Origin of the sequence: Streptomyces viridochromogenes, assembly GCF_001270495.1 — a bacterium.
Classification (GTDB): domain Bacteria; phylum Actinomycetota; class Actinomycetes; order Streptomycetales; family Streptomycetaceae; genus Streptomyces; species Streptomyces viridochromogenes_A.
In genome coordinates this window covers 53,735-75,731 of the sequence record NZ_LGUR01000118.1, presented here as the reverse complement: position 1 = coordinate 75,731, position 21,997 = coordinate 53,735, and the positions used below count along the sequence as shown (strand labels likewise).

Annotated in this window: 18 protein-coding genes; 8 read left to right on the top strand and 10 right to left on the bottom strand. The window is 70.6% G+C overall.

Going from position 1 to position 21,997, the window contains the following annotated elements; genetic code table 11:
• Positions 1–50: 50 nt before the first annotated feature.
• Together ADK36_RS14555 and ADK36_RS14550 are read left to right on the top strand one after the other, a co-directional pair.
• A complete protein-coding gene (locus tag ADK36_RS14555; RefSeq protein ID WP_053197839.1) occupies positions 51–1,637 on the top strand; it encodes a Na+/H+ antiporter in 1,587 nt (528 codons plus the stop codon).
• A gap of 38 nt (positions 1,638–1,675) precedes the next feature.
• Positions 1,676–2,416 carry an SDR family NAD(P)-dependent oxidoreductase gene (locus ADK36_RS14550; RefSeq protein WP_048583493.1) on the top strand — a complete coding sequence of 247 codons (741 nt, stop codon included), beginning with the start codon at positions 1,676–1,678 and terminating at the stop codon, positions 2,414–2,416.
• Between the two features lie 108 nt (positions 2,417–2,524).
• Here the strand turns inward: ADK36_RS14550 and ADK36_RS14545 are convergent, their stop codons facing one another.
• Positions 2,525–3,655, bottom strand: coding sequence for a mechanosensitive ion channel family protein (locus tag ADK36_RS14545; RefSeq protein WP_048583492.1), 1,131 nt, complete (start codon positions 3,653–3,655; stop codon positions 2,525–2,527).
• A gap of 95 nt (positions 3,656–3,750) precedes the next feature.
• Between ADK36_RS14545 and ADK36_RS14540 the strand changes: the two genes are divergently transcribed.
• Positions 3,751–4,320, top strand: a complete 570-nt coding sequence (locus ADK36_RS14540) for a dienelactone hydrolase family protein (protein ID WP_048583431.1) — start codon at positions 3,751–3,753, stop codon at positions 4,318–4,320.
• A 26-nt stretch (positions 4,321–4,346) separates the two neighbouring features.
• On the opposite strand, the gene ADK36_RS14535 is transcribed toward ADK36_RS14540, so the two are convergent.
• From ADK36_RS14535 to ADK36_RS14520, 4 genes are all read right to left on the bottom strand, one after another.
• Positions 4,347–6,008, bottom strand: a complete 1,662-nt coding sequence (locus tag ADK36_RS14535) for an alkaline phosphatase D family protein (RefSeq protein WP_053197817.1) — start codon at positions 6,006–6,008, stop codon at positions 4,347–4,349.
• A gap of 91 nt (positions 6,009–6,099) precedes the next feature.
• Positions 6,100–6,939: a thioredoxin domain-containing protein gene (locus ADK36_RS14530; RefSeq protein WP_048583491.1), complete on the bottom strand. Its 840-nt coding sequence runs from the start codon at positions 6,937–6,939 to the stop codon at positions 6,100–6,102.
• 99 nt (positions 6,940–7,038) lie between these two features.
• Entirely contained in the window at positions 7,039–7,731 is a 693-nt protein-coding gene (locus ADK36_RS14525; protein WP_053197815.1) for a hypothetical protein, read from the bottom strand.
• An 89-nt stretch (positions 7,732–7,820) separates the two neighbouring features.
• The gene (locus ADK36_RS14520) at positions 7,821–9,161 is read right to left on the bottom strand and encodes a DUF2252 domain-containing protein (RefSeq protein WP_053197813.1); all 1,341 of its coding nucleotides are present in this window, start codon (positions 9,159–9,161) and stop codon (positions 7,821–7,823) included.
• A gap of 201 nt (positions 9,162–9,362) precedes the next feature.
• On the opposite strand from ADK36_RS14520, the gene dnaE reads away from it, so the two are divergent.
• Positions 9,363–12,902 carry a DNA polymerase III subunit alpha gene (gene dnaE / locus ADK36_RS14515; protein WP_048583427.1) on the top strand — a complete coding sequence of 1,180 codons (3,540 nt, stop codon included), beginning with the start codon at positions 9,363–9,365 and terminating at the stop codon, positions 12,900–12,902.
• 89 nt (positions 12,903–12,991) lie between these two features.
• Here the strand turns inward: dnaE and ADK36_RS49495 are convergent, their stop codons facing one another.
• On the bottom strand, positions 12,992–13,156 hold the full coding sequence (locus tag ADK36_RS49495) for a hypothetical protein (RefSeq protein ID WP_199830178.1): 165 nt from the start codon (positions 13,154–13,156) through the stop codon (positions 12,992–12,994).
• A 246-nt stretch (positions 13,157–13,402) separates the two neighbouring features.
• Between ADK36_RS49495 and ADK36_RS14510 the strand changes: the two genes are divergently transcribed.
• The 4 genes from ADK36_RS14510 to ADK36_RS14495 all read left to right on the top strand — a co-directional run bounded on the left by ADK36_RS14510 (position 13,403) and on the right by ADK36_RS14495 (position 17,554).
• Positions 13,403–14,620, top strand: coding sequence for an NYN domain-containing protein (locus ADK36_RS14510; RefSeq protein ID WP_053197811.1), 1,218 nt, complete (start codon positions 13,403–13,405; stop codon positions 14,618–14,620).
• Positions 14,621–14,834: 214 nt separating this feature from the next.
• Positions 14,835–15,809: an ABC transporter ATP-binding protein gene (locus tag ADK36_RS14505; RefSeq protein ID WP_048583425.1), complete on the top strand. Its 975-nt coding sequence runs from the start codon at positions 14,835–14,837 to the stop codon at positions 15,807–15,809.
• 112 nt (positions 15,810–15,921) lie between these two features.
• Positions 15,922–16,746 carry an ABC transporter permease gene (locus tag ADK36_RS14500; RefSeq protein ID WP_048583424.1) on the top strand — a complete coding sequence of 275 codons (825 nt, stop codon included), beginning with the start codon at positions 15,922–15,924 and terminating at the stop codon, positions 16,744–16,746.
• A gap of 34 nt (positions 16,747–16,780) precedes the next feature.
• Positions 16,781–17,554: a DUF2567 domain-containing protein gene (locus tag ADK36_RS14495; RefSeq protein ID WP_053197809.1), complete on the top strand. Its 774-nt coding sequence runs from the start codon at positions 16,781–16,783 to the stop codon at positions 17,552–17,554.
• A 173-nt stretch (positions 17,555–17,727) separates the two neighbouring features.
• Here ADK36_RS14495 and ybaK read toward each other — a convergent pair whose 3' ends face one another.
• The 4 genes from ybaK to ADK36_RS14475 form a co-directional block, all read right to left on the bottom strand.
• Positions 17,728–18,237: a Cys-tRNA(Pro) deacylase gene (gene ybaK, locus ADK36_RS14490; protein ID WP_048583422.1), complete on the bottom strand. Its 510-nt coding sequence runs from the start codon at positions 18,235–18,237 to the stop codon at positions 17,728–17,730.
• A 22-nt stretch (positions 18,238–18,259) separates the two neighbouring features.
• Entirely contained in the window at positions 18,260–18,997 is a 738-nt protein-coding gene (locus tag ADK36_RS14485) for an LON peptidase substrate-binding domain-containing protein (RefSeq protein ID WP_053197807.1), read from the bottom strand.
• Positions 18,998–19,008: 11 nt separating this feature from the next.
• A complete protein-coding gene (locus ADK36_RS14480; RefSeq protein WP_048583420.1) occupies positions 19,009–20,055 on the bottom strand; it encodes a hypothetical protein in 1,047 nt (348 codons plus the stop codon).
• A gap of 212 nt (positions 20,056–20,267) precedes the next feature.
• Entirely contained in the window at positions 20,268–21,857 is a 1,590-nt protein-coding gene (locus ADK36_RS14475; protein WP_048583419.1) for an oxidoreductase, read from the bottom strand.
• Between the last annotated feature and the right edge of the window lie 140 nt (positions 21,858–21,997).

The following is a 21,997-nucleotide window of genomic DNA, read 5'->3' as shown; positions in this document are numbered from 1 at the left end:
GCAGGCTGGAAGCCTGTTGTGTGGACGTCGACCCTCCCGGAGCGCTGACCGTGGATCAGTTGGCCCTGTTGTTCGTGCTGTTGCTCGGGGCCGTGGTGAGTGTCCCGGTGGGGGACCGGCTCGGGGTGCCCGCGCCGGTGCTGATGACGCTGCTCGGGATCGTGCTCGCGCTCCTCGACTTCGTGCCCAACGTCGAGATTCCGCCGGATCTGATCCTGCCCCTGCTCTTGCCGCCGCTGCTCTATGCCGCCGTACGACGGACCTCGTGGCGGCAGTTCGCGGCGAATGTGCGGCCCATCCTCCTGCTGGCCGTGGCGCTGGTGTTCGTCACGACGCTGTGTGTGGCCGCGGTCGCCCACGCGATCGTGCCGGGGCTGCCGATCGCCGCCGCCGTGGCGCTGGGCGCGCTCGTCGCACCGCCCGATCCGGTCGCGGCCACCGCCGTCGCGGGCCAACTCGGGCTGCCGCGACGGCTGGTGTCCATCCTGGAGGGCGAGGGGCTCTTCAACGACGTGACGGCCATCGTGCTGTACCACGTGGCGATCGCGGCCGCCGTCAGCGGCACGTTCTCCCCGTGGCAGGCCGGGCTCGATCTGGTGCTCTCCGCCGTGGTGGCGCTGGCCGTCGGGCTCGCCCTCGGATGGGGCGCCAACAAGCTGATGGATCTGCTGGGGGACCCGACCCTGCAGATCGGGCTCTCGCTGCTCGTGCCGTACGCCTCGTACGTGATGGCCGAGGAACTCCACGGCTCCGGCGTGCTCGCCGTGCTCGTCACCGCCCTGTTCCTGGCCGAGTACGCCACCGACGCGGACGACGTGATGACACGGCTGGCCGGGCACACCTTCTGGGACATCGTCGACACGCTGGTCACCGGTGTCGCCTTCGGCTTGATCGGGCTCGAACTGCACAATGCGGTGCGGACGGCGTCCGGGCGCTGGGAGGAGATGCTCGGCTGGGCGGCCGCGATCGTCTGCGTCGTCGTACTGGTGCGGCTGCTGTATCTGCTGCCGGCGACCTGGCTGACCAAGCGGCTGCACGCGAAGCGGGACCTGGACGAGGAGATCCCGACGAGCTGGCGCGAGACCGTCGTGATGTGGTGGTCGGGGATGCGTGGCGTCGCCTCGGTGGCGCTGGCGCTGGCCGTTCCGCTGGAGACCGACTCGGGCGCCGCGTTCCCCGACCGGGACGAGATCATCTTCATCGCGTTCGGCGTGATCATGGCGACGCTGGTGCTGCAAGGACTGACCTTGCCGTGGCTGGTGAAGCGGCTCGGGGTGCGGGCCGACAGCGAGCGGGAGAAGGAGTTCGAGAAGCAGCTGGCGGTGCGCGCGGCGCGGGCGGCGAAGCGGCGGCTGAAGGAGATCGAGGCCGTAGAGGATCTGCCCGAGGAGCTGTCCGAGCAGATGCTGCGAAGGGCGTTCGAGATCGGGGTGCGGATCAGCCCCGACATGGGCGAGGAGGAGCGCAGGGAGGCGCATCAGCAGCGGGTGCGCCGGCTGAAGCGGGTGCGGCGGATCCAGAACGAACTGCTCAGCGCGGCGCGGCACGAGGTGCTGGCCGCGCGCAGTGAGCCGGGGGCCGACCCGGAGGTGGTCGACCGGGTGCTGCGGCATTTGGACGTGCGCAGCCTGCGGTGATCCCGCCACCGGCGGCCCTGACTTCGTACGCTCTGACCATGGCTCGCAACGTGGTGATCAGTGGTGGCGGTACGGGAATCGGGCTCGCGACGGCGCGGCTGTTCGCGGCGGACGGGGATCAGGTGCTGCTGCTCGGGCGGCGCGCCGAGGTGCTGGAGCGGGCCGGGGTGCCCGGCGCCCTCACCTACGCGGCGGACCTCAGCAGGACGCGCGCCGTACGGGGCGTGGAGCGGTTCGTGGCGTCGGAACTCGGCACCGTGGACGTACTGGTCCACAGCGCCGGAGGCGCCGGCCATCTGGAGCCCAAGGTGGACAGCGACGAGCCCCTCGACGTCGTGCTGCACAGCTGGACGCTCAACTTCGGCCTCAACACCCTGACCGCGGCCCTGCTCACCGAGGCCCTGAAGGACCGGCTCGCCGACCCCGGCGGGCGGGTGCTGTTCCTGAGTTCCATCGCCGCCTTCCGGGGATCCGGCAGCGTGGCGTACGCGGCGTCGAAGGCCGCGCTGCATCCGTACGCCCACGACCTGGCCCGGCAGTTGGGGCCGCGCGGGATCACCGTGAACGTGGTCGCGCCCGGGTATGTCGAGGACACCGAGTTCTTCGGCGACACGATGGACGCCGGGCGGCGTGAGCGGCTCGTGGCGGAGACCTCGACCGGGCGGGCGGCCACGCCCGGGGACGTGGCCGCGACCCTGCACTGGCTGGCGTCCCACGCCGCCGGGCACATCACCTCACAGATCATCCAGGTCAACGGCGGCGCCGAGCGCGGCCACTGAGCGCTCCGCGAGAGGGCCGGGACAGGTCGTCGGTTGTCTGCGGCGCCGTTGTAGCTGGTCGCGCCCGCGCGGCGGTAGCCGCACATCGGCCACAGCCCCGCGCCGCGGTCAGAGGCGGTCCGGGCGTTGTGGTGGCTGGTGGTCGTGCTGGTGGGTGCGGCGGGCCGGGATACGGCCGGGGACCGCGCCGGGCACCGGGAAGCCGGGCGGCAGGGCCGCGTCCGTCGCGTTGACGCGCGGCAGCGCGTACGGGTGCTCGTCGGCCAGCCAGCGGATCAGCTGCTCGCGCACCGCGACCCGCACCGTCCACAGGTCGTCCGCGTCCTTCGCCGTCACCAGGGCCCGCACCTCCATGGTGCTCGGCGTCGAGTCCGTGACGACCAGGCCGTAGTCGCGGCCGTCCCACGCCGGGCACGCGCGCAGGATGTCGCGCAGCCGCTCGCGCATCTTCTCCATCGGCGCCGAATGGTCGACGTGGAGGAAGACGGTGCCGGTCATCTGCGCGCCGCCACGCGACCAGTTCTCGAAGGCCTTCGAGGTGAAGTACGACACCGGCATCGTGATCCGTCGCTCGTCCCAGGTCCGCACCGTCAGGAACGTCAGGGTGATCTCCTCGACCGTGCCCCACTCGCCGTCCACGACCACCGTGTCCCCGAGGCGCACCATGTCCCCGAAGGCGATCTGGAACCCGGCGAACATGTTGCTCAGCGTGGACTGGGCGGCGACACCGGCGACGATGCCGAGGATGCCGGCCGAGGCCAGCAGTGAGGCACCGGCGGCGCGGAACGCGGGGAACGTCAGCAGCATCGCCGCCACGGCCACCACGCCGACGATCGCCGACACCACGCGCGTGATCAGCGTCACCTGGGTGCGCACCCGCCGGACCCGGGCCGGATCGCGGTGGACGCGGGCGTAGCGGCTGTACGTGGTCTCCACGACCGCCGCCGCGATACGGATCGCCAGCCAGGCCGCCGCCCCGATCAGCACCAGCGTCAGCAGCCGCCCGACGGCGACCTTGTTCTCCTCCAGCAGCTTCGCCTCGTCGTACGACCCTCTGAGCAGGGCCGCGCACAGGACGACCTGGTAGGGGACGCGGGCACGGCGCAGCAGACCCCACAGCGGCGTCTCGTTGTGCCGCTCGTCGGCCTTGCGCATCAGACGGTCGGTGGCCCACCCGATGATCAGGGTGAGCAGGACCGAGCCGCCGATCACGATCAGCGGGCGGAGTATGTTCTCCATGCCGTCGAAGGTAACCACCCGAGGGCGGTCATGAACATGTGCGCCGGTGAGGCGGTGGTCACGGCGTTGTCGTACCCGGCTGGCACCATGGCCTCATGAACATCATCCTCTTTCACTCGACCTATGGCCTCAGGCCCGCGGTGCGCCAGGCCGCGGACCGGCTGCGCGCCGCCGGACACGAGGTGTGGACGCCGGACCTCTTCGAGGGGCGTACGTTCGAGACGGTCGAGGAGGGCATGGAGTTCAACGACGCCATCGGCAAGGACGAGCTGCTCAAGCGGGCCGTGCTCGCCGCCGCGCCCTACTCGGAGAGAGGGCTGGTGTACGCCGGGTTCTCGCTGGGCGCCTCCGTCGCCCAGACCCTCGCGCTCGGCGACGAGAAGGCGCGCGGGCTGCTGCTCCTGCATGGCACGTCGGACATCGCGGCGAACGCCTCCGTCGACGATCTGCCGGTGCAGCTGCATGTCGCCGAGCCGGACCCGTTCGAGACGGACGACTGGCTGAGCGCCTGGTATCTCCAGATGGGCAGAGCGGGGGCGGACGTCGAGGTGTACAGATACGCCGGGGCCGGCCACCTCTACACCGACCCGGACCTGCCGGACTACGACGAGGAGGCCGCCGAGGCCACCTGGCGGGTGGCGCTCGGCTTCCTCGAGACTCTCTAGACGTTGCGAAGGGGCCGTACGGCCCCTCAGACCGGGTCGTACGTCCGCTCGACCTTCTGCGTGCCGCTGCGCGTGCGGTACGAACGCGCCCAGGACGCACCGGAGTCCTGCTTCGCCTTGTCGGCCAGGACGTAGTAGTCCATCTGCGCGCGGTCGGCCGTGATGTCCAGGATGCCGTAGCCGTGGCGGTCGGTGTCGACCCAGTGGACGTGCCGGTTGGCGGCCCTGATGATCGGTGAGGCGATCGCGGAGACCGTGCCCTCGGGGACCTTCACGATGTCGTCGAGGTTGTCGGAGGTGACGGACGTGACGACGAACTCCGTGGCGGCGGAGGCGGACAGCGGGTAGGTACCGGCGTCCACCGGGACGTCGTTGGCCCACGCCATGTGGATGTCGCCGGTCAGGAACACCGTGTTGCGGATCGCGTTCGAGCGCAGGTGGGCGAGGAGTTCGCGGCGGTCGTCCGTGTAGCCGTCCCACTGGTCGGGGTTGAGGGCGAGGCCCTCCTGCGGCAGGCCCATCAGCTTGGCGAGGGGCTTGAGCAGGTCCGCGGTGAGGGAGCCGATCGCGAACGGCGAGATCATCACCGAGTTGCCGACGAGCCGCCAGGTGGTGTCGGAGGACTTCAGCCCCGCCTTCAGCCAGTCCAGTTGGGCCCGCCCGGTGAGCGTACGGTCCGGGTCGTCGACCTCGCCGTTGCCGACCGAGACCTGCTGCGAGCGGAAGGAGCGCAGGTCGAGGAGGGAGAGGTCGGCGAGCTTGCCGAAGCGCAGCCGGCGGTAGGTGGTGCCGGCGATCGCCGGGCGCACCGGCATCCACTCGAAGTAGGCCTGCTTGGCGGCGGCCCGGCGGGCGGCCCAGGTGCCCTCGGCGCCCTCGGTGTGGTTCTCGGCGCCCCCCGACCAGGCGTCGTTGGCGATCTCGTGGTCGTCCCAGATGGCGATGACGGGGGCCGTGGCGTGCAGGGCCTGGAGGTCCCGGTCCGTCTTGTACACGCCGTGCCGGACGCGGTAGTCGGCGAGCGTGAGGATCTCGTGGGTGGGCGCGGTCTGCCGTACGACGGTGCCGCGCGTGCCGTACTCGCCGGTGCCGTACTCGTAGATGTAGTCGCCCAGGTGGAGCCAGGCGTCCAGGTCGCCGCGGGCCGCGAGATGGCGGTACGAGGAGAAGTAGCCGCCCTCCCAGTTGGCGCAGGAGACGACGCCGAAGCGCAGGCCCGCGACGGACGCGGTCGCCGCCGGCGCGGTGCGGGTACGCGCCGCCGGGGAGTCCGTGCCACCGGCCGAGAAGCGGAACCAGTAGTCGGTGGCCGGCTCCAGGCCGCGTATGTCCGCCTTGACGGTGTGGTCGGAGGCGGCGGTCGCGGTGACCGAGCCCTTGGCGACGATGTTCGTCAACGCCTTGTCCCGGGCGACGATCCAGCTGACCTCGGTGTCCGGACCGAGCCCTGAGCCGGGCGTCGCCTCGGGTATCGGCGTGACCCGCGTCCACAGCAGGATTCCGTGGGGCAGCGGATCGCCGGAGGCGACGCCGTGCAGGAAGGCGGGGGCCGCGTCGGCGGCGCGGGCGGGCAGCGCCGCGGCGAGCGGACCGGCCAGCACAGCCGTCGCCGCCGCGGCCTTGACGACCGTACGGCGGCGAGGGGCAAGGGAGTTGAGTCGCTCGGATGATCTGTGTCGATTGGTCACGAGCGATCAGGTTACTGATCGGTATGAACGAGAGCGGGCGAACCGGTGAAAGTTCGCCCGCTCTTTGCGCGAAGGCCGCCTTCGGCCGGCGTCAGCCCTTGAGGGCCGCGTCCACCGCCTTGGTGAACTCTTCCGCGGTCCACCCGGCGTTGGGGTTGGAGGTCTTGAGCTGCTTGCCGTCCATGACGAAGCTCGGGGTGCCCGTCACGTTGTCCTTGTTGGTGTCGAAAGCCTTCGACATGGCCAGCGCCCAGGCGTCGTAGGTGCCCTTCTTCACCGCGTTCTGGAACTTGGTGTTGTTCTTCAGGGCGGGGACGGAGTTGGCGACCTCGATCAGGTAGTCGTCGTCCTTGAACTTGTCGTCGGACTCCTCCGGGTGGTACTTCGCCGAGTACAGCGCGGTCTTGTAGTCGAGGAACGCCTCCGGGCTCACGTTCAGCGCGGCACCCATGGCGCTCATCGCGTTCTTGGAGCCCTCGCCGCGGGCTCCGATCTCGTTGTCCTTCATCTGGTCGCCGTCGAGGAACGTGCCGCCGACGAACTGGAGCTTGTACTTGCCGGCCTCGACATCCTTGTCGACGGTCGCGCCGGCGGCCTGCTCGAACGAGGCGCAGACGGGGCAGCGCGGGTCCTCGTACATCTTGAGGGTCTTCTTGGCGCTGTCCTTGCCGATGACGACGGTCGTGCCGTTCGTGCCGGAGGTGTTGGCCGGCGCGACGACCTTGGCGTCCGTCATCGACTCCCAGTGGCTGGGCTTGTTGGCCTGGACGACCGCGTAGCCGATGCCGCCGGCGGCCGCCAGAACGCCGACGACCGAGCAGGCGACGATGATCTGCCGCCTGGCCTTGGCCCGCTTGGCCTCGCGCTCACGCTCGATGCGCAGCCGCTCCCGGGCCGCCGACTTCGACGCCTGGCTGTTCCGCTTGCTCATGTTGGTGATCTCCATGGGGACACGCACACCTGTGTGTGCGGGATACGTATCAGGGACTGGTGGTGCTCGACATGCTGCGCGCGCGTGATCAGTGCCTGTTCACGCGAAGGCGGGCGAGCACGGCGGTCCACGCCGTCCCAGGGAGTGCGCGAGGAGGAGGCTGCGGGCGGTGGCCGTGCGGCGGGCGGGGCGCGGCAGGCGACGGGCCGGCGCGGTCCGGCGTACGGTCACCGCGGCGACCGCCAGCAGCAGCGGGCGGAACGTCGTCGCGGCCACGGCCCGCAGCAGCTGGTCCAGCGCCCGCTCGCCGCGCCGCAGCCAGGCGGCGGCGACGAGGCCGACGCCGACGTGCGCGCCGAGCAGCAGCCAGGCGGTGGCCGGGTCGGCGTGGGCGAGGAGACCACCGAGCCTGGCGGGGTCGGTGCCGGTGACCTGGGCCAGCGGGGTGCCGACCCGGGTGCCGTCGCCGCACAGCACGTCCCAGCCGACCGAGGCCAACGGGCCGGCGACCGGCCCGCCCGCCTTGCCGTAACAGACGTGCTGCCCGGTGGTGAGGATCGTGTCGGCGGCCAGTTCCAGCGGGATCAGCAGGGCGGCGATCCGTCCGAAGCTCCGCTCGCGGCCGGCCAGGGTGTACGCCAGGACGAACACGGCGGCCGCCAGCAGGGCCACCGTGTTCAACGGCAGGGGGGCCCGCGACAGCAGCACGTGCGACGCGGTGCTGAGCGTCACGACGAGTGACGTGAACAGCGCCGCGCGTACGGCTCGTAGCGGGGTCCCGGATATGTCCATAGCGGAGGAGAGTGTGTCACGTGGTCCTGTAAAAGACCCCTAAAGGGTGCCGGTGAGTGGCTGAGGAGCGCCGGTGAGCGACCGTTCCGTCACAGACCCGGAATCCGGCCGTTGCGGAACAGGTCCACGAAGATCTGGTGGTCGGCCCGCGCGCGTGCCCCGTAGCCGTGAGCGAAGTCGACCAGGAGCTCCGCGAAGCCCTCCTCGTCGGCCGCGATCGCCGCGTCGATGGCGCGCTCGGTGGAGAACGGCACCAGGGACTCGCCGGAGGTGTCGTCCGCCGCCGCGTGCATCGTGGCCGTGGCCCGGCCGAGGTCGGCGACGACCGCCGCGATCTCCTCCGGGTCGTCGATGTCGCCCCAGTCCAGGTCCACCGCGTACGGCGAGACCTCGGCGACCAGCTGGCCCGCGCCGTCGAGCTCGGTCCAGCCCAGCCAGGGGTCGGCGTTGGCCTGGAGGGCGCGCTGGGAGATCACCGTGCGGTGCCCCTCGTGCTGGAAGTAGTCGCGCAGCGCCTGGTCCGTGATGTGCCGGGAGACGGCCGGGGTCTGGGCCTGCTTGATGTAGATCACGACGTCGTTCTCGAGGGCGTCGGTGTGGCCCTCCAGCAGGATGTTGTACGACGGCAGCCCGGCCGACCCGATGCCGATGCCGCGGCGGCCGACCACGTCCTTCACCCGGTACGAGTCCGGGCGGGCCAGCGAGGCGTCGGGCAGCGTCTCCAGATAGCCGTCGAAGGCCGCGAGCACCTTGTAGCGAGTGGCCGCGTCCAGCTCGATGGAGCCGCCGCCCCCGGCGAAGCGGCGCTCGAAGTCACGGATCTCGGTCATCGACTCCAGCAGCCCGAAGCGGGTGAGCGCGCGGGCGTCGCGCAGCGCGTCCAGCAGCGGGCCCTGGGCGGTGTCCAGGGTGAAGGGAGGCACCTCGTCGCTCTTGGCGCCGGTCGCCAGGGCGTGCACGCGCTGCCGGTAGGCGCCCGCGTAGATCCGCACCAGCTCGGCGATCTGCTCGTCGCCGAGTGCCTTGGCGTAGCCGATGAGGGCGATGGAGGTGGAGAAGCGCTGGAGGTCCCAGGTGAAGGGGCCGACGTATGCCTCGTCGAAGTCGTTGACGTTGAAGATCAGCCGGCCGTTGGCGTCCATGTACGTGCCGAAGTTCTCCGCGTGCAGGTCGCCGTGGATCCACACGCGCGAGGTGCGCTCGTCGAGGTACGGGCCGCCCCGCTTGGAGCCGAAACCGGTGTTCGCGGTGAGGTCGTGGTAGAAGAGGCACGCCGTGCCGCGGTAGAACGCGAAGGCCGAGGCCGCCATCTTCCGGAACTTCACGCGGAACGCGGCCGGGTCGGCGGCCAGGAGCTCGCCGAAGGCGGTGTCGAAGACGGCGAGGATCTCGTCGCCGCGCTGCTCGTCGTTGAGCTGGGGGACCGACATCGCTGGGTGCCTCCTGGTGCATGTGTACGACAGCGTTTCTGTCGTCTCCAACGGACGGGCCCCCGGCAAAGTGCCCGCGGCCCTCGCTGTGAAGGTACGCGGGGGAGCCCCGCGAGTGTCAGTGGCGAGGCATAGACTTCGACGCTGTCCCCAGAAGTGTCCGTCCGACTGTCACCGAGCGTTTTCCATGGAGGCCAAGCCGTGTCAAAGCCGCCGTTCACGCACCTGCACGTCCACACCCAGTACTCGCTGCTGGACGGTGCCGCGCGGCTCAAGGACATGTTCAATGCCTGCAACGAGATGGGCATGACGCACATCGCCATGTCCGACCACGGCAACCTCCACGGGGCGTACGACTTCTTCCACAGCGCGAAGAAGGCCGGAGTCACCCCGATCATCGGGATCGAGGCGTATGTCGCCCCCGAGTCCCGGCGCAACAAGCGCAAGATCCAGTGGGGCCAGCCGCACCAGAAGCGCGACGACGTCTCCGGTTCCGGTGGTTACACCCACAAGACGATGTGGGCCGTCAACAAGACGGGCCTGCACAACCTCTTCCGGCTGTCCTCGGACGCCTACGCCGAGGGCTGGCTCCAGAAGTGGCCCCGGATGGACAAGGAGACGATCTCCCAGTGGTCCGAGGGGATCGTCGCCTCCACCGGCTGCCCCTCCGGCGAGCTCCAGACCCGGCTGCGCCTCGGCCAGTTCGACGAGGCCCTGAAGGCGGCCGCCGACTACCAGGACATTTTCGGCAAGGACCGCTACTTCCTGGAGCTGATGGACCACGGCATCGAGATCGAGCACCGGGTCCGCGACGGCCTCCTGGAGATCGGCAAGAAGCTCGGCATCCCCCCGCTGGTCACCAACGACTCGCACTACACGTACGCGCACGAGGCGACCGCACACGACGCCCTGCTGTGCATCCAGACCGGCAAGAACCTCTCCGACCCGGACCGCTTCAAGTTCGACGGCACCGGCTACTACCTGAAGTCCACGGACGAGATGTACGCCATCGACTCCTCGGACGCCTGGCAGGAGGGCTGCGCCAACACGCTCCTGGTCGCCGAGATGGTCGACACCGACGGCATGTTCGAGAAGCGCGACCTCATGCCCAAGTTCGACATCCCCGAGGGCTTCACCGAGGTCACCTGGTTCAAGGAGGAGGTGCGCCGCGGCATGGAGCGCCGCTTCCCCGGCGGCATCCCCGAGGACCGTCAGAAGCAGGTCGAGTACGAGATGGACGTCATCATCCAGATGGGGTTCCCGGGCTACTTCCTCGTCGTCGCCGACTTCATCATGTGGGCCAAGAACAACGGCATCGCGGTCGGCCCCGGCCGAGGCTCCGCGGCCGGCTCGATCGTCGCCTACGCCATGGGCATCACCGACCTCGACCCGATCCCGCACGGCCTGATCTTCGAGCGGTTCCTCAACCCCGAGCGCGTCTCCATGCCCGACGTCGACATCGACTTCGACGAGCGCAGGCGCGTCGAGGTGATCAGGTACGTGACGGAGAAGTACGGCGCCGACAAGGTCGCCATGATCGGCACCTACGGCAAGATCAAGGCGAAGAACGCCATCAAGGACTCCGCGCGCGTGCTGGGCTATCCGTACGCGATGGGCGACCGCCTCACCAAGGCGATGCCCGCCGACGTCCTCGGCAAGGGCATCGACCTCGACGGCATCACCAACCCCTCGCACCCGCGCTACAGCGAGGCGGGCGAGATCCGCGGGATGTACGAGAACGAGCCGGACGTCAAGAAGGTCATCGACACCGCGAAGGGCGTCGAGGGCCTGGTACGGCAGATGGGCGTGCACGCCGCCGGCGTGATCATGTCCAGCGAGCCCATCGTCGACCACGCCCCGATCTGGGTGCGGCATACGGACGGCGTGACCATCACGCAGTGGGACTACCCGCAGTGCGAGTCGCTCGGCCTGCTGAAGATGGACTTCCTCGGCCTGCGCAACCTGACGATCATGGACGACGCCGTCAAGATGGTGAAGTCCAACAAGGGCATCGACCTCGACCTGCTCTCCCTGCCGCTCGACGACCCGACGACCTTCGAACTCCTCCAGCGCGGCGACACCCTGGGCGTCTTCCAGTTCGACGGCGGTCCGATGCGTTCGCTGCTGCGGCTGATGAAGCCCGACAACTTCGAAGACATCTCCGCCGTGTCGGCGCTGTACCGTCCGGGCCCGATGGGCATGGACTCGCACACCAACTACGCCCTGCGCAAGAACAAGCTCCAGGAGATCACCCCGATCCACAAGGAGCTGGAGGAGCCCCTCGAAGAGGTCCTGGCCGTCACCTACGGCCTGATCGTCTACCAGGAGCAGGTGCAGAAGGCCGCCCAGATCATCGCCGGGTACTCGCTCGGCGAGGCCGACATCCTCCGCCGCGTGATGGGCAAGAAGAAGCCCGACGAACTGGCGAAGAACTTCGTCCTCTTCCAGAAGGGCGCCCGCGACAAGGGCTACAGCGACGAGGCCATCCAGGCCCTGTGGGACGTGCTGGTCCCGTTCGCCGGCTACGCGTTCAACAAGGCGCACTCCGCCGCGTACGGCCTGGTGTCGTACTGGACCGCCTACCTCAAGGCGAACCACCCCGCCGAGTACATGGCCGCCCTGCTGACCTCCGTCAAGGACGACAAGGACAAGTCGGCGGTCTATCTCAACGAGTGCCGCCGCATGGGCATCAAGGTGCTCCCGCCGAACGTCAACGAGTCGGTGCACAACTTCGCCGCCCAGGGCGACGACGTGATCCTCTTCGGCCTGGAGGCCGTGCGCAACGTCGGCACGAACGTGGTCGAGTCGATCATCAAGAGCCGTAAGGCCAAGGGCAAGTACGCCTCCTTCCCCGACTATCTCGACAAGGTCGAGGCGGTCGCCTGCAACAAGCGCACCACCGAGTCGCTGATCAAGGCGGGCGCGTTCGACACGCTGGGGCACACCCGCAAGGGCCTCACCGCGCACTTCGAGCCGATGATCGACAACGTGGTCGCGGTCAAGCGCAAGGAGGCCGAGGGCCAGTTCGACCTCTTCGGCGGCATGGGTGAGGAGGAGAGCGACGAGCCCGGCTTCGGACTCGATGTGCAGTTCACCGACGAGGAGTGGGACAAGACCTATCTGCTCGCCCAGGAGCGGGAGATGCTCGGTCTGTACGTCTCCGACCACCCCCTCTTCGGCCTGGAGCACGTGCTGTCCGACAAGGCCGACGCGGGCATCGCCCAGCTGACGGGCGGCGAGCACTCCGACGGGGCCGTGGTGACCATCGGCGGCATCATCTCGGGCCTCCAGCGCAAGATGACCAAGCAGGGCAACGCCTGGGCGATCGCCACCGTCGAGGACCTCGCCGGTTCCATCGAGTGCATGTTCTTCCCGGCGACGTACCAGCTCGTGTCGACCCAACTCGTCGAGGACGCCGTCGTGTTCGTCAAGGGCCGCCTCGACAAGCGCGAGGACGTGCCGCGGCTGGTCGCGATGGAACTCCAGGTCCCCGACCTGTCGAACGCGGGCACCAACGCACCCGTGGTCCTCACCATCCCGGCCACCAGGGTCACCCCGCCGATGGTCAACCGCCTCGGCGAGATCCTCAGCCACCACAAGGGCGACAGCGAGGTCCGCATCAAGCTCCAGGGCCCGACCAAGACGACGGTGCTCCGGCTGGACCGGCACCGGGTGAAGCCCGACCCGGCACTGTTCGGCGACCTGAAGGTGCTGCTCGGGCCGTCCTGCCTGGCGGGCTGAGCGGCACATACGACATGAGAGGGGCGCACCCCGCACGGGGGTGCGCCCCTCTACCTGTGCCTGGGTCTCAACAACCCGTTATGCAGATGTCAGTTGTGGCCGAAGCGCTTCTGTCGACCCTTGCGGGCCATGTCGCCCGGGGTCACCTGTGCGATGCGCTGTTCGGTCTGCGTCTCCATCGAGGACTGCTGAGCCTCCTGCTGACCACGCTCGGACTGCGGCTGCTTCCGGTCCTGCTTCTTGTTCTTGGCCATGGTGATCTGCCTCCTGTGGGGGATCTAGGGGCCAGGGCCGGGATCAGATTCACATAGGCTTACAAAGAACGCATTTCGGATAATTACCGTGTGTAACAGCGGTTGTCGGGGCGTGAGGCGAGGCGCGCGTGGATCCGATGCCCCGAAACGCCACGCCGAAGATCGAGTTCGCCCCGTTAACCCCCGCGTGGTCGGGCAGACTCGAAGGAAGCCCAAAGCAAACCTCCCGGAAAGAGGGTGAGTCGTGTGGACCGCTGCATCGTCCTGGTGGACGCCGGGTATCTGCTGGGGGCCGCCGCCAGCCTGCTCGCCGGGGAACCCTCCCGGTCCCGGATCACCGTCGATCACACCGCCCTCATCCAGGGGTTGCGCGAGCGCGCCGAGTCCGACACGGAACGGCCCCTGCTGCGCATCTACTGGTTCGACGGCGCCCCCGACCGCGTCCCGCAGCCCGAGCACCGCAGGCTGCGTGTGATGCCCCGGGTCACCGTCCGGCTCGGTGCCCTGACCAGAAGCGACGGCCGCTGGGCGCAGAAGGGCGTGGACGCCGCGATGCACGCCGAGCTCACCGAGTTGGCCCGCAACCGCGCCTGCTCCGACATCGTCCTGGTCACCGGCGACGGCGATCTGCTGCCGGGGATGATGGCGGCCAAGGAGCACGGAGTCGCCGTACACCTGTGGGCCGTACAGGCCGCCGACGGCGACTACAACCAGTCCGAGGACCTGGTCGCCGAGGCCGACGAGCGGCGCGTGCTCGACCGTACGTGGATCACCAAGGCCGTACGTGCCAAGGAACTCACCGGCGTGTGCGCGCCGCCGCCCGCGCCCCGGCCCGAGATCGCCGCGATCCTGTCCGCGCCGCTGCCCGACTCCGCGCTCGGCGCGACGGCCGAGCGGACCGTCGAGGAGAGCGAACACGCCCCGGCCACCGCCTCGGAGAACGGCACCCAGGAGCGGGTGCCGGCACCCAAGGGCGTGCCCACGCCGAAGGACCTCGCCGCCCTGCGCGCGCCCGGTGTGCCGCCCGCCCAGAACCCGACGAGCGCGACCCTGCGCTGGTCCTCCGACAAGGGCTGGGTCGACCGGCCCGGCGTCGCGGCCGAGTCGCCCGACGTCGCCTCGATGCCGACGCTCGCGCAGCTGACCACCGCGGAGCAGCGCTGGGCCGACCGGGAGGAGGACATCACCACGGTCGGCGGCGATCCGTACGAGGTGGGACAGGTCTTCGCACGGCGGTGGATGGCGCGGCTCGGCGAGCAGAGCCATCTGCACAAGCTGTCCGGCATGTATCCGCGGATCCCGCACCGGATCGACGGGGAGCTGCTCAGGTACGCGGCCCGGTTCGGGCTGCTCGCGCACAAGGACGACCAGATCGACGAGCACGACCGGTACGCGATCCGGGCCGGGTTCTGGCGGGAGATCGACGTGCGGACGGCCGCGGAGCACGCGCCTGCCGGTGAGTGAGCCGCACGGGAGGCGGTGAATCCGGCACGGCCGGCCCCGCCGCCGGGGTTGAGCGGCGTTGCGGCGGATTTATGACGGCCGGTGGATTTCGGGCGGCGAGCCGGCGGTTTGTGGCGACTGGCCGCCCCGAGGGCGGATCGGGGTTCCGGACCCCTTAGGCTCGTCCCTTGTGAGTACGCGCGCGGCACAGGCACTTCGGCACAGTGGTGATGTCGTGTGCGCGGTGCGCGGGCTGACCAAGACCTACCCGGCCGTCCGAGGGCGGCGCGGAGCGCCCGGCACGCCCGAGGTGCGGGCCACCGACGACGTACGCCTGGACATCCGGCGCGGCGAGATCTTCGGGCTGCTCGGCCCGAACGGAGCCGGCAAGACGACCCTCGTACGACAGCTCACCGGGCTGATGCGACCCGATCGCGGCAGCGTGGAGATCCTCGGGCACGACATCGTGCGGCACCCGGAGCGGGCCGCTCGGATCCTCGCCTACCTCGGCCAGGAGTCGACCGCCCTCGACGAACTGACGGTCTCGCTGGCCGCCGAGACGACGGGGCGGCTGCGCGGACTGGACGTGCGGCAGGCGCGGGCCGAACGGGACGCCGTCCTCGACGAGCTGGGCCTCGGGCCGCTCGCCGGGCGGCCGATCAAGAAACTGTCCGGCGGGCAGCGGCGGCTGGCCTGCTTCGCCGCCGCGCTGGTCGGGGAGCGGCCGCTGCTCGTGCTCGACGAGCCGACCACCGCGATGGACCCGGTGGCCCGGCGGGCCGTGTGGTCGGCCGTGGACCGGCGGCGGGCCGAACGCGCGACGACCGTGCTGCTCGTCACCCACAACGTCATCGAGGCCGAGACCGTGCTCGACCGGGTCGCGGTGCTCGACCGCGGCCGCGTCATCGCCTGTGACACGCCGTCCGGGCTCAAGGAGCGGGTCGCGGGCGAGGTACGGGTCGAGCTGCTGTGGCGGGACCGGGCTCCCCTGGAGGTGCCCGAGGTCGCCGCGCTCCAGGACCGGGTCGTGGAGTCCGGGCGGCGCTGGACGTTGCGGCTCGCCCCCGAGGAGGCCCGCGCGGTCGTCGCCACGGTCACCGGCGGGGCCGCCTTCGCCGCGCTGGACGACTTCACACTCGCCACGCCGAGCCTGGAGGACGTCTACCTGGCGCTGGGCGGGGCCGCACAGCAGGGGCTGGTGAAGGCTTGAGCAGGCAGACTGTCGTTTCCGTATTCGTATCCGTATCCGTGCGGAACAGGGCCACCGGACGGAGCAGGGCCACCTCGCCAGTGAACCCCCGTGTGAAAGGGAGCAGCGTCACGTGAGTGTCGTACCCGCCGAGGTTCTGCCGGGCAGCGCCCTGGCCGTGGACGAGTCGGCCCGCCCGGCCGAGGCCGAGCTCGGGCCGCGGGCGCGGCTGTGGCCGTCGCTGTGCGCCGTGTACCGGGCGCAGCTGTCCCGTGCCCGGGTCGCGCGCATCCCGCTGCTGTTCGTGGCGACCTTCCAGTCGATCGGGATCATGGTCCTGATGCGCGGGGTCGTGGACGGCGGGGCCGAGGCGCAGGCCGTGGTGGCCGGATCGTCGGTGCTCGTCGTGGCCTTCGTCGCGCTGAACCTGCTCGCGCAGTACTTCGGGCAGCTGCGGGCCAGCGGCGGGCTCGACCACTACGCCACGCTGCCGGTGCCGCCCGCCGCGGTGGTGCTGGGGGCGGCGGGGGCGTACGCCTCCTTCACCGTGCCGGGGACCGTGGTCACGGCGCTCTTCGGGTGCGTGCTGTTCGGGCTGCCGGTGACGCATCTGTGGGTGCTCGTCGCGGTGATCCCCTTGGCGGGCGCCGCGCTCGCCGGTCTCGGGGCCGCGCTCGGGCTGCTCGCGCCGCGGCCCGAACTGGCCACGCTGCTCGGCCAGTTGGGGATGTCCGCGGCTCTGCTGCTCGGCGTGCTGCCGGCCGACCGGATGCCCGAGGTGGTCCGGTTCGCGCGGGATCTGCTGCCCTCGACGTACGGCGTGGAGGCCTTCGCGCGGACCTTCGGACCACACCCCGACTGGGCCTTCGTACTGGGTGACCTCGCCGTGTGCGGGGTGGTCGGTGTCGTCTCGCTGGCCGTCGCAACCTGGGCGTACCGCCGGGCGGCCGTCCGGTGACGCGCCGCACAGGGCGGCCTGGCACGATGGCAGGGTGACCGCTCCGCTGACTCCGCCGCCGCCACCGCGTGACCAGTCCCCGAACCAGGCCTGGCAGCCGCCCGCTGCCGGGCAGGCGGGTTCCGCCCCGCATGACGCCGTGTACGCCGCCCCGCCCGGGGCACAAGGCCCCCACGGCCACCACGACCCCCTGGGCGCGTACGGCGCGTACGGCATATCCGGCTCGTACGGACAGGACGGTCCTGGCATGAAGACCGAGGTGCGAGAGGCCGCCGTGGTCACGGTCGTGGTGGCGCTCTTCGGGGCGTTGCTCGGGGTGCTGTGGTGGCGGCTGGCGCCGAGTGTGCCGCTGGTCGGGGATGTCGTCGACAAGAGCTGGGTCGTCTACTTCAAGGATTCCGAGGGGGAGCAGGCCGTCGGGGTGGACGGAACGTTCACTCTGCTTGCGCTCGCGTTCGGGCTGGTGAGCGCGGTCGCCGTGTTTCTGTGGCGGCGGCGTGGGGGTGTGCCGTTGGTGGTGGCGCTCGCTGTCGGGGGGTTTCTCGGGGCGTTGCTGGCCTGGCGGGTCGGGGTGTGGCTCGGGCCCACGGAGGATGTGATCGGGCATGCGAAGGAAGCGGGCAAGGGGGTTGCGTTTTCGGCGCCGCTGAAGTTGGGGGCGAAGGGGGCGTTGCTGGCCTGGTCGCTGGGGGCGTTGGTGGTTCATCTGGGGCTGACGGCGTTGTTCGGGCCTCGGGAAGCGGATCCTTATCAGCTGCCTCAGCCTCCGGCGGGCCAGCAGGGGCCGTACGGGCCGCCGTCGGCGTAGGTTTCTCGCCCCCGCCGCCCCTACCCGTCCCATCCTGTGAAGGGGCTCCGCCCCTTCGACCCCGCCAGAGGGCTGCCGCCCCCTGGACCCCCGCTTCGGCCCTGAAGGGGCCTCGTCCTCAAACGCCGGACGGGCTGAGGTGCCTGGCCGGCGAAGACCCCTGTGTTGGGTGGTCAGGCGCGTCCGATGGGGGCCAGGGTCGCGTTCGTGAGGTTGGTGAGGTCGGCGGGGGAGAGTTCGACCTCCAGGCCGCGGCGGCCTGCCGAGACGCAGATCGTGGGGTGGGCCGAGGCCGAGGCGTCCAGCACCGTGGGGAGTTTTTTGCGCTGGCCGAGTGGGGAGATGCCGCCGCGGACGTAGCCCGTGGTGCGTTCCGCCAGGGCCGGGTCGGCCATCGCGGCGCGCTTGCCGCGGACCGCCGACGCCAGGGCCTTGAGGTCGAGCTGGCCGGCCACCGGGACGACCGCCACGGTCAGGGTGCCGTCCACGTCCGCCACGAGGGTCTTGAAGACCCTGTCGGGGGAGACGCCCATCGCCTCCGCGGCCTCCTCGCCGTAGGACGGGTGGGAGGGGTCGTGGTCGTAGGCGTGGATCGTGTACTCGACGCCGGCGGCGGACAGCGCCACCGTCGCGGGGGTGCCGCCGCCGGACTGGGGCTGGGTCTTCTTCGACTTCTTCGCCATGTCGTTCCGCTCGTCGTTCCGCTCAGTTGAGGCTCGTCGGGCCGCGCGTCAGGTCCGACGCCGGGAGCGACGGCAGCGTACGGATGATCGAGGTCTCGGCGCGAAGGAGTTTCAGCTCGTCGCGCAGGCGGGACGCGATGTCCGGAGCCTGGAGCAGGCGCTGCTTCGTCGGGGTGTCCAGCATCATCGCGGCCGCGACCAGGTAGGAGACGACCGAGGGCTGGTCCGGGAGGTCGGCCGTGGTGGACAGACTGCGTTCGCGGGCGCCCGCCAGGCGCTTCTGGTACTGGCGGAACGCCCGCAGCACCCCTTCCGCGAGCGCCCCCGCCTCGTCGCCCTGCTCGTCCGGCAGTTCCTCCAGCTCCGCCGTCAGGAACGGGCCCGACGCGTCCACCGAGAGCAGGCGTACGCGAGTCGTTCCCGTCGCCAGAACCTCGAAGGTGCCGTCGGCCCGCTCCCGGATCGTCGCCGCGTCCGCCACACAGCCCACCCCGTGGAAGGCCTTGACCGGCTCCGGGCCGAAGCCCGCCGCGGGGCCGCGCTCGGGGACGGAGGTGGGGTCGGGCATGCCGGGGGCACTCTGGGCCACCTCGTGCCCGTCGCGGATCGCCACTACGGCGAAACGGCGCGGCTCCTCCTCGGAGGTCTTCAGGAGGTCGCGCATCATGGCGCGATAGCGCTCCTCGAAGATGTTCAGCGGCAGCACGAGTCCCGGGAACAGCACCGAGTTCAGGGGGAAGAGCGGAAGGCGGACGGTCACGGCGCCAAAGCCTAGTGGTCGCCGGAGTGAACACGTCCGGCGTGCCCACCCTGTGGATGTCCGGTGCGTGTGCTCCGTGCGTGGGCGGCGGTCGTCCGCAGCCGTACTTCGTGGCGCACCTCCAGGAAACGGCCCAGCGGGTCTTCCGAGAACCGGCTCCAGGGGTAGGACGTGGCGTACGGGCCGATCAGGCGCAGCTGCTCCAGGGCGTCCTCCCAGCGGCCCAGCCGTACCAGGACGTACGTCAGCTTGTTGCGGATCGCGGCCGGCCAGAGGTCGGCGGCCGGGAAGCGGGCGGAGAGCGCGATCGCGCGGTCGGCCGCCGCGACCAGCCGCTCGGGCGGCACGCCCGGACCGCAGCCGTCGTTCAGGTAGGCGAGGACGGCCCGGGCCGGAAGCGCCTGTACGAGGGAGTCGGCCGGGGCGTCCTGCGCGGCCCGGTCGGCGAAGTCGAGGCACTCACGGTGGGAGCCGTGCCAGGACGAGGCGAGGTAGCGCAGGGCCGCCACATGGCAGCCGTAGTGGAGCGGGGCCCGGCGTAGTGCGGCCTCCCACAGCTCGCCGAAGTAGGTGTGCCCGGCGCGTGAGCCGCGTGCGTGGTCCAGCGCGATCCGCCAGGGCACCGGGTCGCGGTCGTCGGCGCGTGCGGCGGCGGTGATCAGCGGGCTGACCCCGCGCAGCAGTTCGGCACGGGCCGGTGACCGCCAGGCGTGGTCCACCGCGAGCTGGGCCCGGACCAGGAGCATGTCCGGATCGTGCGGGGCTGCCGCGTGCCAGGTCTCCAGCCACTCCGGCCGCGAGCGGGCGAAGGCCGCCAGGCGCAGCGCGTACCCGTCGCGGCACTCCCACAGCGCCCTGTGGCGGGTGGTGGCGAGCAGCTCGGCGGCGGTCTCGTACGCGCCCCGCCCGGCCGCGACCAGCGCGGGTCCGAGGCGGTCGTCGGGCGCGTCGAGAAGCACCTCGTCGTCGGTGGTGAGTCCGACGGCGGGGTGTTCTACGGTCCTTGTCGTCCGGGACGCCCGGCCGAACGGGGGCAGCAGAGCCATGGTGCCGACCATTGAAAGTCGGCTGGTCACGCCCGCGCCATAGGGATCGGGCAACAGGTGGAAAGTTGTACGCCGGCAGGTCAAGAACAGGTAAAGGTCAACCTTTCAACAACTGTCCTGACCGCATCAGTTCGACTCAGCAGCCCCACTGGTCTCACGGGCCTCAGCAATGTCAGTTCCTCGCCAGTGTCAGTTCCCTGAGTTCCTTCAGTTCCTTCGATTCCTCAGTTCCGGCGCAGCATGCGCGTCGCACCCGTGGCCACCGTCGTCGCCAGGATCCAGCCCAGCAGGATCATCGCCGCCGCCAGCCACTGCCAGGCGCCGCTCAGCTGCCAGAACCCGACCTGGCCCAGGTCGATGACCGGCAGGAGCAGGTCGAGGGCGAAGAGGGGAGGGTTCCAGGTCGGGTGTTCGCCGCCCTTGATCGGCGGGTGGTCGGCGTAGGTGAAGGCCACCGAGCTCGCCGCCCACAGCACCGCCATCCACACGGCCGCGCGGCCCGGCCGATAGCCGTAGGCGACCATCCAGTCCTGCGCGTACCCCCACAGCTTGGCCGCGGGCGGCAGGGTCTCGCGGCGGCGGCGCTGCTTGGCGAGCAGCACCTCGCGCGCGTCCTCGTCCTCACCGCCGGCCCGCAGCACGGCGGCCAGCCGCTCGTACGGCTCCGGGTTGTACTCGGCCGTCGCGGCGGTCACCCACTCCAGCCGCCGTTCCAGCGGGAACGGGCCGCGCGGCACGAGGTTCTCGTACGTGAAGCCGCCCATGTGCAGCAGCCCCGGGCCCGGCCAGGCGTCCGCCCGGTCCATCAGGTTGACGACCCGCGCCCCCGACAGCACCACTCCGCCGCGCTCCGGGTGCTCGCCGAGGAAGCGCAGCTCGGGTGTCTGGATGCGGCGCAGTGACAGCTCCTGCTCGTCGGTGAAGGAGAAGCGGGCCCGCTCCAGGTCGACCGCGTCCCCGAACCGCCCGTCGTCCAGCCGCACCCCGCCCTGGCACTGGAACCGCTGGATACGCGTCCCGCGCGCGGGGGTACGGCCGCTCAGCAGCGGGCTGCCGATGCCCGCCGGAGTCAGATACAGCGTGCGCCCGACGGTCAGCTGGGGCGCGTTCAGCGCGAGCCGCGTGTACGGGTTGACGAGCCGGGCGCCCCGCAGGCTCAGCGACACGCCGATGCTGGCGCCGCGCAGACTCAGTTCGCCGTGCGACTCCAGCATCTCGGCCTGGAGGTCCTGGCCGACGTTGATGCCGTCCGCGGCGATGGAGCGGCCGCTGCGGTCGCGGTAGACGATGGCCTGGTTGAGCAGCAGGTCCGTGCCGATCTGGGCGTCGGTGAGCCGGATGCCGTTGTGGAAACGGCAGCGCGGCAGGTGCAGATCGCCCTCGGTGTGCACGCGGGCGGCCTCCAGGCGCGGCACCGCGCAGTCCACCAGCCGTACGGTCGTGAAGTGGGCCTCCGGCAGCCGGATCTCCCGGTCGAAGCGGCAGCCGCGCATCTCGACGTACGGCACCACCGTGCCGCCCGCGAGGTCCATCGTGTCGCTGATCCGTACGCCGACGAGCTTGAGCGACGACACGCGGCCCGCGAGGGCGGGCGGGCCGTCCAGCAGCAGCCAGCAGATGATCCGCGCGCGCACGGTGCGGTCGTCTCCCCAGGGATGGCCGCCGTGCGGATCGTCGACGACGGTGTCGCCGCTGCTCAGGTCGTACACGCTGCCGTTGCGGAAGGCCTGCCACATGCCGAGTTCGGCGGCGGTCAGGTCGTTCGGCAGGTCGTCCGGCAGGTCTCCGTCACGGAGGCCGGCACCTTCGGTCACGTTTCGCCCATCCCCCTCATCTACTCATGGGTTCGTACAACTGTTCATGCCCGCTGAGTGACACCACGAACGCAAGACGTGAAGGTGATCTTCCAGGCTCCCGTGAGATCCTCGGGGGGATCTGTATCAGCCATTGATAC

Coding starts and splice junctions, on each gene's coding strand:
- ADK36_RS14550 (WP_048583493.1), top strand. CDS start 1,676: ATGGCTCGCAACGTGGTGATCAGTGGTGGCGGTACGGGAATCGGGCTC.
- ADK36_RS14545 (WP_048583492.1), bottom strand. CDS start 3,655: ATGGAGAACATACTCCGCCCGCTGATCGTGATCGGCGGCTCGGTCCTG.
- ADK36_RS14540 (WP_048583431.1), top strand. CDS start 3,751: ATGAACATCATCCTCTTTCACTCGACCTATGGCCTCAGGCCCGCGGTG.
- ADK36_RS14530 (WP_048583491.1), bottom strand. CDS start 6,939: ATGAGCAAGCGGAACAGCCAGGCGTCGAAGTCGGCGGCCCGGGAGCGG.
- ADK36_RS14525 (WP_053197815.1), bottom strand. CDS start 7,731: ATGGACATATCCGGGACCCCGCTACGAGCCGTACGCGCGGCGCTGTTC.
- ADK36_RS14520 (WP_053197813.1), bottom strand. CDS start 9,161: ATGTCGGTCCCCCAGCTCAACGACGAGCAGCGCGGCGACGAGATCCTC.
- ADK36_RS49495 (WP_199830178.1), bottom strand. CDS start 13,156: ATGGCCAAGAACAAGAAGCAGGACCGGAAGCAGCCGCAGTCCGAGCGT.
- ybaK (WP_048583422.1), bottom strand. CDS start 18,237: ATGGCGAAGAAGTCGAAGAAGACCCAGCCCCAGTCCGGCGGCGGCACC.
- ADK36_RS14480 (WP_048583420.1), bottom strand. CDS start 20,055: ATGGTCGGCACCATGGCTCTGCTGCCCCCGTTCGGCCGGGCGTCCCGG.